This window comes from Micromonospora sp. NPDC047740 (assembly GCF_043204735.1).
Lineage (GTDB): Bacteria > Actinomycetota > Actinomycetes > Mycobacteriales > Micromonosporaceae > Micromonospora.
In genome coordinates, this window is the sequence record NZ_JBIDCT010000021.1 from 61,645 (window position 1) to 74,531 (window position 12,887).

3 protein-coding genes are annotated in these 12,887 nt (G+C 69.2%); all 3 read right to left on the minus strand.

The annotated features are described in order from the left end of the window. Positions 1 to 156: 156 nt before the first annotated feature. The 3 genes from ACGF4F_RS30720 to ACGF4F_RS30730 all read right to left on the minus strand — a co-directional run bounded on the left by ACGF4F_RS30720 (position 157) and on the right by ACGF4F_RS30730 (position 12,771). Positions 157 to 5,748: an RHS repeat-associated core domain-containing protein gene (locus ACGF4F_RS30720; RefSeq protein ID WP_393082765.1), complete on the minus strand. Its 5,592-nt coding sequence runs from the start codon at positions 5,746 to 5,748 to the stop codon at positions 157 to 159. Between the two features lie 146 nt (positions 5,749 to 5,894). Next, positions 5,895 to 11,645, minus strand: a complete 5,751-nt coding sequence (locus tag ACGF4F_RS30725) for an RHS repeat-associated core domain-containing protein (RefSeq protein ID WP_393082768.1) — start codon at positions 11,643 to 11,645, stop codon at positions 5,895 to 5,897. A 148-nt stretch (positions 11,646 to 11,793) separates the two neighbouring features. After that, positions 11,794 to 12,771 (minus strand): BTAD domain-containing putative transcriptional regulator, encoded by a 978-nt coding sequence (locus ACGF4F_RS30730; protein WP_393082771.1) that lies wholly within the window; start codon positions 12,769 to 12,771, stop codon positions 11,794 to 11,796. Between the last annotated feature and the right edge of the window lie 116 nt (positions 12,772 to 12,887).

Below are 12,887 nucleotides of genomic sequence, written 5' to 3' on the forward strand. Positions count from 1 at the left end.
GGCCTCCCCGACCGGGCCCGGTTCCTGGCCCGCGACCGACTCACGGGCCGGAGGGGATCCGGCAGGCGCGGTGCCGCCGGATCCAGGGACGGCAAGGATGCCTACGACAGCGAGACCCGACAGCGCCGCCACCACACCACGGTTCACGACGCACCCCTACCGGTGACCGAACAACGACGACCCGAGGCCGGGCAGCCATCCCGTCCATGGACCGGACCGCCGCGGCGGGTCCCAGATCATCGATGACCCCAACGGGGGCGAGCTGGCGGGGCGGAATCTGCCCCAGCTCGCTCCCGAGGAGGACGCGGACACGGACGGGGACCACGACGAGAACGAGAACGAGGACGAGTAGCCGATCACCGAGGTCCCGATGCTCGTCCCCGACGACGGCGAGCCGGTCACGATACGCGTCCCCGAGGACAGCGGGAACTCAGTGGCGTCGCCGTAGTCGGCCACCCACCCGTACGGGCGCGGCGACACGCACTGGCCGCCCCATCCCCCGCACTCGGTCTGCTGATAGGTGTACCGGACCTGCGGCTCGTCGTAGGTGTCGTCGTAGGTGTCGTCGTAGTACCCACCAGAGTCCCAGATGGTCTCGCCGTAGTACTCCCAGCCGCAGCCCTCGCACACGAAGTAGTCGTCGTACGGCTGGCTCAGAATCCTGTCGATCACCACGTCGCGCAGCTTGTCGACGACCTTTTTGCCGGGGAACGACGTCGACTTCTTGGCCTTGAGCCCGTCCGGGTCCGACATCGTCACCGGGCTGCCGTTGGCGTACGAGTAGCCGTGCATCTGCTGCGGATCGGCGGTGTCGACGACCGGGTCGGCGGAGAGGAACCGGCCGATCTCCGGATCGTACTCGCGCGCGCCCAGGTGAACCAGCCCGGCCGGTCCGGCGGTGCCGCCAACGAATCCCCGTTCGCCGTCCCACCAGGCGGGTGCGGCGCCGCGGGTGGCGCCGAACGGAAGCTGGTGACGGCGGACGGTGGGCTGCCCGGCCTGGTCGGCGACCGCGACCGTGGCCGTGCCCTGGTGGTCGTCGACCAGCCAGCTCAGCCGCGACGGTGTGCGTACCGCGACAACGCTGTCGGCCTGCCGGTAGTAGCGCGTCGCGGTGACCGACCCGGAGGCTGCCCGGCGCACCTCCGTGTCGGTGAGATAGACGGTGGTGCCGGTCGCGTCACGCCGGACGAGCCGGTTGCCGTCGGCGTCGTACACGGTGGACTCCGCACCGGCCGCGGCCAGGCGTCCTTCGGCGTCCCAGCTGAAGGTCTGCCCGGACCGCGAGGTGGTGTTGCCGGACGCGTCGTAGCCGTAGCTCGCGGTCGCGGACCCGGTGGTCACCGACCGCACCAGGTGTGGCTGGGCTGCCTGGTAGGTGTAGGTCCGGGTGGTGTCGCCGGCCGCCGCGTGCCGCACGTCGCCGAGCCGGTTGCCGATCCGGTCGTAGCTGTAGTCGTGCCAGTACGGCGCGGGGCCGCCGAGGCCGACGGTCGTCGGCGACGCGGTGCAGTCACCGGTCGGCGTCCAGGCTTGAACGAGCCGTTGGAGCTGGTCGTATCGGAAGCACTGGCGGTCGGTGGTGTCGTCCAGGCTGTCCGTGATGGAGGTGACGTTGCCCGTGGCGTCGTAGGTGTAAGCCCGGTCGGCCAGCGTCGGCTGCGCCTCCACGTCGCGGTACGCCGACGCGTACGCCAGTCGTCGGGTGGCTGGATTCCAGCCGTAGTAGCGGTAGACCTGCCGCCCGGTGGGACCGGACGAGCGCGAGTACAGCTCACCGAGTTCGTCATAGGCCGTGCCGGCGACGTAGGGTGCGAGCCCGGTCAGCGTCTCCGGGTTGCCCAGCGTGTCGTAGCCGTGGGTCAGGGTCTCCTGCGCCAGGCCGCCGACCGCCGGTAGCGTCGTGGTGGCGGGCTGGTCGTCCTCACGGTAGGTGAACGTGGTGGTGTAGGTGCCGCCCAGCCCGTTCTCGACGGCCGGAATGGTCACCGCCGCGCCCTTGCGCCGCCCCCGCTCGTCGTAGCCGGTGACCGCCGAGACGTACGCCGCGCCGTCGGAGTGCCGCGTCGACGACGCGAGCAGCCCCTTGCCGCCCGGTGCGGTGTCGTAGACCCACTCGGCCAGCGTGGTGCTGCCCTCGCGGACAGCGGTGCGGCGGTCCAGGTCGTCGTAGGCGTAGGTCACCGTCCGGGCGCGTGCGTCCGTGCGGGAGACGAGCCGGTCGGCGTCGTCGTAGCCCAGGACGACCGCGCCGGTGTCCGGCGCTTCGGCCTTGATCTGGCGCCCACGGCTGTCGTAGGTGTTGCGCCGTACGTTGCCGGCCGGATCGGTGATCGTCTCGAGCTGGCCCAGCTTCGTGTACGTGTACCGGGTGGCGTCGTACGCGCCGGTCGGTGCGCCGCCGGCGTACTGCCGCAGCTCGACGGTGCGGCCATGTCCGTCCAGCAGTGAGGTCGTCGCCGTCCCGCCCTGCGGCGGGTCGACGTCCACCCGGTCGCCGCCGTAGGCGGTCGTGGTGCGCCACTGCTGCGCCCCACTCGAGTAGAGGGCTTCGACGGTGACCCGGCCCGCCCCGTCGTAGGTGTACCGCGTTTCGCGATCCGGGGTGGTGGGCACGGCCAGCAGGCTCGTCCCTGGCGCTCCGGCGTCCCAATGGTCGTCGATGTCCCGGGAGACCTGGCCGGCGCTGTCGTAGACGGTGTCGCTGACGATGCGGCCGCCGCTCGGGGAGCTTGTCTGCGTCTGTGCCGGGCGCAGCAGCCCGTCGTACAGCTCGTGGTTGACCGGGCCGATCAACGGGCGGGTGGTGACCACCGACGGTCCGTTCGCGCGGACCAGGTACTCGTAGCGCATGTTGGGGGTCGCGGTGGTGGCCCGGCCCGGCCGCCAGACGGCGGTGACCCGGCCGAGCGCGTCGTACGCGGTGTGGGTGACGTTGCCGTTGGCGTCCGCGGTGGCCGAGGCGGTCCCGCGCAGCGGCTCGTAGTCGGTAGTCACGGTGTGGCCCGCCGGGTTGGTCACCGCGGTACGGGTCACCGGGCCACCGCTGGCGGGGGTGTACGCGGTCCGCGTGACGTGTCCCAGCGCGTCGTACTGCTCCAGCGGACGGCCGTAGCGGTCGGGCACGGTGCGGGAGACGGTGACGAAGCCGGTGCCGTTCCACTCCTCGACCTTGGTGAGGTCACCGGCGTCACTGTAGGTGTTCTTGACATCAGTCAGCGTCGTCCCGGTCGCGTCGCACCCCGCGTCCACGGTCTCCACCCGGCCGAGGGTGTTGATGATCCAGGTCGTCGTGTTCTCCGTGTAGGTGTTGCGTACGCAGCTGTCATCGGCCGTGGTCGAGGTGTCGCCGAGGTCGCTGGTGTGCACCAGCCGGCCCCGGCTGTCGTAGCCGAAGCGCTTTTCCACGGTGCGCGTTCCTCCGCCCGTGAGCGTGACGGCTTTCCGCACCGACACCTCGTCGGCCAGGGTCGCCTCGAGCGTGCCGGAGGCGCGCGCCCGGGTCGCGGTGGTGGCCATGAGCAGCGGCTGGGACGTGGTGCGGCTGACCACGTTGGCCCCGTCGAACACGGTGGTCTGCCGGGCCATCCCGCTGAACGCCGCCCGGTCGTCGACGCCGTCGACGGTGACCAGCCGCTTGCCGCCGTCTGCCTTCTTGTCGTCGTAGAGCCCGCGCAGGAACAGGTACTCGGTCGCCGACTGGCCGCCGGTGCGCACCCGCACCCGCTGGTACCCGCGCCACTGCCCCCAGGACTGCTGCGTGGCGGGCAGTATCTCGGAGTCGTCGTGGCTCCACAGCGCCGCGCCGGGGTCGAGGTACTCGTACCGGGTGACCTTCGCCGCGCGCCCGGCGACCAGGTCCTCCTCGACCACCTCGTTGACGACGTATTTGTGGAACCAGTCCAGCTCTGGTCCGGTGCCGCCCGGGCTCCAGAAGGCGGGGAAACACTTGCGCACGTTGGCGTCAGGACTCGGCGTGCTCCCCGCCGCGCAGTCGGCCAGCGAGTAGTTGACTTTGATCTGCCCACCGGTCTCGTTGATGATGCCCTGGACCCGGTACTTGTTCAGCGGGACCGTGCCGTCGATCGCCTCGAGGCGGTTGGGCTGCATGAGCCCGGCGAACCTGACCGGCGGGAGCGTGACGGTGCTGCCGCCGACGTGCCCCGCACGCACGATCGACTCCAGCCACAGCGCGGGGGCCGCGTCGGCGCCACCGCCGCCGGTGTCCGGGAACGAGTGGGTCAAGGTCCACGAGTCGACGTCGCGGAAGCCGCTGCCGTCGTTGACCTGCGTGGTGATCTTCGCCAGGCGCTTCGTGGACCAGAACGTCGGCGCGGTGTAGGCACAACTGCTGGTGCCGCATTCCTGGTCGTAGGGGACGTCGGGGAAGTTGGTCGGCTCGCTGCTGGAACAGGTCGACCCGGGCAGGCATCGACCGGCCGGGGTGAACACCACCCGGGCCGCGCCGCCGCCGTACTCGACACCGACCAGGTGGCCGCTGCGCACGTACGGGGTGATCACTCCGCCCCGGCGGTAGTTGTTGGTCTCCTTCTCGTAGGTGTAGGTGATCACGTCACCGTGCGGGTCGACGACCTTGTCCAACATCCACCGGTAGCCCTGCTGGCACCAGGAACCGGCGAACGTCGACTGGTGGCAGGGTTCGCCGCCGTCATCGCCGTAGACCGGCACCGTCCAGGCCGAGCTGGCGGCGGCGCTGCTGCCGAAGAAGTACTGCACGCCACCGGGCGAGGTCAACCGCCAGTACTCGCCGTCGCCGTCCCCGTTGGACGCGCCGAACAGCTGCTCGATCCGCCAGCCGCTCTCGCGCTGCGTCGCCCACTTGCCGGTCGTCTCATCGCGCACCAGCTCAGTGGTCAGATCGGGCAGCACCGCGACGGCGTTGTGCGACAGGTAGCACAGGTCGGCGACACCGGCCTGGCCGTCCTGGTCGCAGCCGTGGTAGGAGCGCTCGATGTAGCCGGTCCGCAGCTCGAACCCCTCGCCGACCACCGATGGCTGGTTGTTGGTCGACCCGATGCGCCCGTCGACCGTGCCCGAATTGTAGGAGAGGTTCAGGTCCGGGACCGGGCCGGGCAGCTGGGGCACCGTGATCGGGTACGACCAGGTGAAGTCACCCGAGCCCAGGCCCACCTGCCAGGTCGCCGAAGGCGCCAGGCTCGTCGCCCGGTAGCTGCCCGCGCTGCTGTCGGACGTGGAAACCAGCGCGTAGACGCCGTCGGCACCGCTCGTCGCGACCCGGCCCCGGGTCGGGTCGTTACGGCTGGTGACGGGCTGGCCGTCGAGGCGCACCAGCTTGAGGCGGGCCGCGTAGTCGCCGCCGAAGGCGTGCCGGAACCCGGTGTAGTCCACCTCGATCGGCGCTCGCCCGCGCATGCCGGCGACGCTGAAGACGACGCCGGAATCCTTGCCGGAGCGCATCAGCCGCACCGTCGCCGATCGCCCGAGCCAGATCGGCAGCGTCCCGGCGCGAGCCAGCTTCGGCGCCTCCGCGTCGACCTTCTCGACGTCGTACGCCGGCACCTTGACCTCCGCCACGCCGGACGCCGGCCAGGCGACCGCGGGCGCCTTGCGCCACGCGTTCCTGCTGGCCGGGTCGTCCATGGGTGCCCGGGCAGAGACGCCCGGCCCGGGTTTGCTGGTCAACGCCGGACGCCCGGCCGTGCCCTCCGGTGCGGCCTGCGCGGGAAGGGGTAGCGCCGTGAGCGACAGGGCGCACAGCAGTGTCAAGCCGAAACGTCGCATAAACAGCCTCCAGCAACGAGTAGCCGGCCCCGCTGACAAGCGGAGCCGGCTACAGCGTTACCGCGAGGCGCATATCGAACCGCACATCGACCTGATCCAAGCGGCGTGGAGCACGCCGCGCGTGAGGATGGCTAGTCGACCAGGTACCCCTTCAACTCGCCGTTTTCCCACCTGCCACGGATGCGCGGCTTCGCCGGGGGCTTCGGAGCCAAGCGATTACCGGCTATTCCGGCGAAGGCGCCGCCGAGGACTTCGGTTATGAAGTCGCCGTTGTCCCACTCCTCCTCATCGGCGGTAACCGCGTAACCGAGGGCGCCGGCGGCCGCGCCGATGCCCGCAGCGCACAGGACAACCGTCCCGCAGGCGACCGCTCCGGCCGCGGCGCCTCCGACTATCACCGCACCCTTGGAGACGTTTCGGATGACCGTGTCGTTATCCGCCTTCCAGCAGTCCAGAGCGAACCCATGGCAGGACGATCCTGCCGTCTGCTTGAGCGGTCCTTTGGCAGGTCCCATGGACGTACAGCCGTAACGTCCACCGCACTTCTTCGCAGCGGGCTGCTTCGGCTTGACGAAGCGGCGCTCGTAGTGCTCGCAAGAGGCCTTGTTGTAGCAGACCTTCTTCGTGTAGCGCTCTTCGTCCTTCTTCTGGCAGGCACGAATGCTTCCGCCGCATTTCGCCAGTGCGTCGTCCCGCTTTTTCTGCGCCGCCCGTTCCTTCTTGGCCTGGTCCCGGGCCGCCTTCGCCGCCGCCTTGGCCGCCGCCGCCTGGTTCTTGGCGCGGATGCGCTCCTTCCTGCGTTCCGCCGCCGCCTTGTCCCGCGCCGCCTTGGCCTGCGCTCGGCCGATTGCCGCCCGGTTGCGGGCCCGGATCTGCTCCTGGCGGGCCCGCTCGGCGGCGGCCTTTCGCGCGGCAGCCGCCCGCTTGGCTGCGTCCGCCTTCTGCTTTGCGTCGCTGCCATCGCACTGCCGCGGGTTGGAGCACCTGTACTTCAACCCGTCCGGGTCTGAGAACGTGACCGGTGAGTTGTTCGCGTACGCGTACCCGTTCATCTGCTGCGGATCGCCTTCGTCGACGATCGGGTCGATCGAGATGAAGCGACCGATCTCCGGGTCGTACTCCCGCGCGCCGAGATGGACGAGCCCGGTCGACGGGTCCTTCGTTCCGCCGACAAAAGCGCGCTCTGACGGCCAGCTCACGGCGGTGCCGCGTGTCTGCCCGAACGGAGTCTGGTACCGCCTGGTCACCGACAGGTCCGACGCGCTGATCGTGACGTTGGCGGTGCCCTGGTGGTCGGAGACCAGCCAGCTCAACCCGGCCGAGGTGCGTACGGCGACGTTGCCGTAGTAGCGGGTCGAGGAAAGGCCCCCAGTGGTACCGCGATGGATCTCCAACTCGCCGAGGTAGAGCGTGGTGCCGGAGGCGTCACGACGGATCAGCCGGTTACCGTCGGCGTCGTAGAGGAACGAGGTGTCTCCGATCTTCTCAAGTTGCCCCTCCGCATCCCAGGTAAGGTTCTGGCCCTGCCGGGTCAGCATGTTGCCGGTGCTGTCGTAGGTGTAGGTGTCGGTCTTCGACCCTCCGGGGCCGGTGGTGGTCACCGACTTGAGGGTGTGGGGTTGCGCCGAGCCCGCCGTGGGATAGGTGTACGCCCGGGTGGTGTCCCCACCCGCCGCGTGGCGGACCTCCGACAGCCGGTTCCCGGTCTTGTCGTAGGTGAACGAGTGCCAGTAGGCTGCGGGCCCGCCCAGCGCGGTCGCGGATCGGGCGTCGCCGCAGTCGCCGGACGACGGGGTCCATGCCTCGGTCAGCCGGGTCAGGTAGTCGTAGCCGAAGCACTGCTGGTCGCCGGAGACGGCGTCCGCGCTGGACAGCACGTTGCCGACCGGGTCGTAGGTGTAGGTCACCGCTGACACGCTCGGGTCGTTCTCGTCCTCGCGGTCCATCGAGGCGAACTCCAGCCGCCCGGTCACCGGGTCGAAACCGAACCCGGACCAGACCTGGTGCCCTGACGTGCCGTGTGCGGTGCTGGTGACGCGGCCGAACTCGTCGTACGAGGTGTCGTTGACGTAGCTGTCCAGCCCCGACAGCTGCTGCGGCAGGTCAAACTCGTTGTACCTGTGGGTGAGGGCCTCGGCGGGCAGCCCCGGCGCGGATGGGAGCTCGGTCTTTGTGAGCCGCCCGAACCCGTCGTAGGTCAGGCTGGTGGTATACGTACCACCCAGGCCTTCCTCCGACTCGGGGATGGTGACCTTCGATCCCAGAGCTCGGCCGGTCCCCTGCTGGTAGCCCGTGACCTCGCTGGAGTAGGCGTTTCCGTCGACGTACCGGATTGAGGCCACCGGCAGCCCCTTGCCGTTGGGGAGCGTGTCGTACGTCCACGCGGCCAGCTTCGTCTGCCCCTTGAACTGGCCGGTCTTGCGCCCCAGAGCGTCATAGGTGCTGGTCACCGTGCTGCCGCGGGAATCGGTGCTGGAGATCAGCTGGTCCTCGTCGTCGTAGGTGCTGACCGTGACCCCGGAGTCTGGGTCCTCGTCGCGGATCATCCGGCCACGCAGGTCGTACGAGGAGCGCCAGACGTTTCCGGCCGCGTCGGTCACGCTCGCCTTCTGCCCGGCCTTGTTGTACGTGTATTTCGTCGCGTCGTAGGCGCCGGTCGACGAGTCGCCGTGGAACTGCCGCAGCTCGACGGTGCGGCCTTCGAGGTCGAAGACCTCCATGGTCGGCGTGCCGCCCGCGGGCGGGTCGGTTGCCGTCCAGTTCGGGCCGTACGACGTCCTGGTACGCCACTTCTCGACCCCCTCCGACAGCAGGAGCTCGTCGGTCTCGCGCCCCGCGGCGTCGAAGAGGTAACGCGTCTGGGCCATCACCCTGGCGTCTGACACCAGGAACAACGAGGTCGCCGGGGCGGCATCGGCGTTCCAGTAGTCGTCGTTGGTCTTGAAGACCCGACCCTGGCTGTCGTAGAGAGTGTCGGTGATGACCCGTCCGCCGGCCGGCGACGGGCTCTGCGTCTGGCGCAGCCGCAGGAACCCGTCGAAGAGGTTCCGGCTGACCAGGTAGGAGCCGTTGGACAGCAACGTACTGCTGGTGACGACCGAGGGCGCGTTGCCCCGCACCAGGTAGGAGAAGGTCGCCGAAGGTGACTGCTCGGCCGCCTTGCTACGCCCGGGAGCCCAGCCCGCGGTGAGCCGGCCCAGCGGGTCGTAGGTCATGTCGGTACGGACACCGTTGGCGTCGACCGTGGACAGGACGGTGCCCAGCAACGGGTCGAGGGAGGTGGTGCTGGTGTGCCCGAGGGCGTTGGTTTGCACGATTGACGTCACCGGCCCACCGGTCTCCGGGCTGTAGGTCACCGTGCCCTTGTCACCGGACGGATCCGTCGACTCGATCGGGCGGCCGTGCACGTCGTACCGCGCGGAACCCACCAACACGTAGGCGCCCGGCTCGGACACCTCCTCCGACTTCGTCAGATCGCCCTTGACAGGGGGTGTGGAGATGCTGGTCGCGCCGTCGTAGTACTGGCGCTGGTCGCCGATGAGGTCGGCGTCTGTCGCCGTGACGTCGCAGCCCACGCTGACCGTTTCCATCCTGGCCAACGTGTCGATGATCCACGATGTGAGGTTCTGCGTGTACGACGTCCGGGCGCACGTGTCGTCATCCGGGGTCGATACGTCTCCGCGATCATGGGTCTGGATCACACGGCCGTAGTCGTCGTACGAGTAGAGGGTTTCGGTGACCCACACCCCGCCCGGGTGCTTGGTGTACTCGCGCTCGGACCGCTCCTCGGTCAGGTACGCCTCCAGCGGCCCGGCCGGCCGGTTGCGGGTGGCCGTCTTGCGGATCTCCAACGGTTCCGAGATGGTCTTGCTGAGCCAGTCGTTGCCGTTGAAGACGGTCATCTCGCGGGTGAATCCGCGCCGCACGGGCTTGTCCTCGATGGTGCCGCCCTGCGAGTCGCTGACCCACACGTCACGGCGCGTGCCGTTGGCGAGCAGGTCGTTGTCCATGCCCCGCAGGAACAGGTGCTCTTCGACGCGCTGCGTCCCGGCCAGCGGATCGCCGTGCTTGACCCGGGTGCGCTGGTAGCCACGGAACTGTCCCCACGACTTGAAGCGGGCCGGCGTCAGCTCACCCATGTCGTGGGTCCACCCGATACCGCCGAGGTATTCGTACTCGGTGACCTCCGCCGCATTGCCGCTGCCGGTCATGTCCCGCTCGACGACCCGGCTGACCACGCTCTTGTGGAACCAGTCCAGCGTCGGCTCTGTGGAGCCACCCATCAGCCAGTACCCGGGATAGCAGGCCATCGCGTTGCTGTCGGGCACGGGCAGGCTCGACCGATGACACTCCGGCTCCGCGTACGTGACCTCGATCCGGCCACCGGTCTCATTGGTGATGGTCTTCAGCCGCCACTTGGCGAACGGGCGTGCCATGTCGAGCCCATCGACCCGGTTGTCGCGCAGCTCCCCGTCGAACTGCAGCGGCGGCATCGCCACCGTCCCGCCGACGTGCCCGGTGTGAACGATCGACTCCAGCCACAGCCCGGGGTCGGTACCGTCGCCGTTCGAGGGAAACTCGTGGTTGAGCGTCCACGACGCGACATCGCGGTACCCGGAGTCGTGATAGATCTGGGTGGTTATCTTCGCCAGCCGCTTCGTCGTCCAGAAGGTCGGGGTCGTGACGGCGCATGTCGTGCTCGTGCACTGCTGGTCGAACGGCACGTCGGGGAAGTTCTCCGGGTTGGTCGCCGGGTCGCAGACAGTCCCGGGGATGCAGCGCGGCGCGGTGGTGAACGAGACCCGCCCCGGCGCCGGGGCGGCCGAGCCGTCTCGGAAGCCGTACTCGATCCGGTTCAACTGCCCTGCGCGCACGTACTGGGCCCGGCTGTAGTAGTTGGTTTCGGTGTCGTAGTAGTACGCCATCGCGTCGCCGTGGGTGTCGACGACGTAGTCGAGGTTCCACCGGTACGCCTGGGTGCACCACGCGCTGGCGAACACGGCCTGGTGGCACGGCTCCCCCGCGTCGTCGCCGAAGACCGGCACCGTCCATGCCGACTTTGCCGCCGCCGACCGGCCAAAGAAGTACTGGGTGCCATCCCGTGAGGTCAGCCGCCAGTACTCACCGTTATTGTCGCCGTTGGCTGCGCCGGTGAGCAGCTCCACGCGCCATCCGCTGTCCTCCTCGGACTTCCAGACGCCGGTCGCGTCGTCGCGTACCAGCTCGCCGCTGATGCCGGGCAGCGCGACCGTCGCGTTCTGGGAGGCGAAGCACAACTCCTGCGAGGTGGCCTGCCCGTCCTCCTTGCACGACTGGTAGGAGCGCTCGATGAAACCGGCCTGCGAGTCGAAGCCCTCACCGATGATCGACGGTTGGTTGTTCGTCGCCGCCATCCGCCCGTCGACACTGCCGGAGGAGTAGTTGAGGCCCAGGTCGGGGGTCAATCCGGGAAGGTCGGGCACCCCCATCGGGTACGACCAGCCGAAGTCACCGGAGTTCAGCCCGACCTGCCAACTCAGCGACGGCGACAGGGTCGTGGCCTGGAAGCTGCCGTTGGGACCGCTAGATGCGGCGGTCACCGCGAACAGACTCGCTTGGGCGAAAGTCGGATCGTCATCCGCACGCTGCCCGCTCGGCAGGCGATACTTGGCCGGCAGCGGCAGCTCGGCCCGCAGCTTTCCGTTTCTCAGATCGTTACGGCCCGGGAACACCTTGCCGTCGTGGACCCGCACGAACTGCAGGCGCGAGGCCCAGTCACCGCCGTAAGCGTGCCTCAGCCCGCGGTAGTCGACCTCGACAGACGCGGTCTTGGCATTGTCGCTGGAGACTCGCAGGAGCAGGCCCTTGACGCCGGCACGGGAGGCGGTGGCGCGGTCGAGCACCTCCGCTCGTACCCCTGTGGGCGCAGCGACCGTGGCCTGCCAGGTCGCGCCCGGCGAGGTACGAAGGAACCTGGCCTCCTCGCGACCCGGCCTGTGTCCGGCGGTTTGAGCGGCACTGGTGCCCGGCGTCGACGCCGGCTTGGGCAGGTCAGGACGGAGCGGGCGATCCGGTTTGGCCTGCGCCGGCACGGCCAGCAGCGTCGCTGCCAATACCGCCCCGGTCGCCGACGCCACAACCGCACGCCATCTCGTTACTCGTTTTCTCATGCGGGTAGGGTTGGTCGGTGCCGCACGCCTGTGCGCATTTCGGAGCGCACACCGCGCCGGTGTCCCGCCGCCAACCGCCTTGGTAGTGCGGCGCCGGACCAGACCCGAGCCGTACCCGCGGATCTCCGCGCAGGATGGCCCCGTACAGCGACGTCAACAGCGGGCTCGGCCGCGCTTTGAGATCGTTGGCCAGATAGCCACAGGCGCGCCGGTACGCGTCAACGGCGGCCGCGACATCGCCGCTGCTGCTACAGGCCACCATGAGGTGACCCCAGGCCCGCTCGCGATATGGCTGGCGGCCGAGAAAGGAATGCAACAGCAGGCGTGCACGATCAGGCTCGCCCGCCTCGATCAGCAGTTCGGCGTACTCCTCCATGGCGGACTGCCACAGGACGAGCAGGGCCTGCGCGTATCCGAACAGGGCCGGACCCTGCGGCACGTCGAGCATCGGGGAGTCGCGGTACAGTGAAACCGCATCAGCAAAAAACCTGATAGCCGAGGCCCCATCCCCGGCGCGCCGCGCAGCACGACCTTCGTCGATCATGGCCTGGAACCGCAGAGCATCGACACTGCCCGGGATGGTCAACGACCAGCCGTAACGGCCCTGGAACAGTTGACCGCCCAGGTCCATCACCCACAGCCGCAACTCGGCAAGATAGCTGCGGAAGTTCGAAGCGGCCGAGGCAGGCACGGAGTCACCCCATAATTCGGTATAGGCCGTCGCCCGACGTAGCGTGCGCTCCCGATCAAGCAGCAGCATCGCCAGTAGGGTGCGCGCTTTCCCGGTCGGAATGGGTACCAGGCGACCTCGCTGCCGCACCTCCAGTGGGCCCAGCAAGTTCACCGCCAACTGCTCCATGGGAAAGATCGTCAATTCGTCGGGCGCCGGATGTCCACGGTCCCGAACGTGCCCGAACAAGCCCGAACAGCCAGGGCGGGCTCCGGACTACCGGGCCGTCGTGTGCCGCGTCGAAA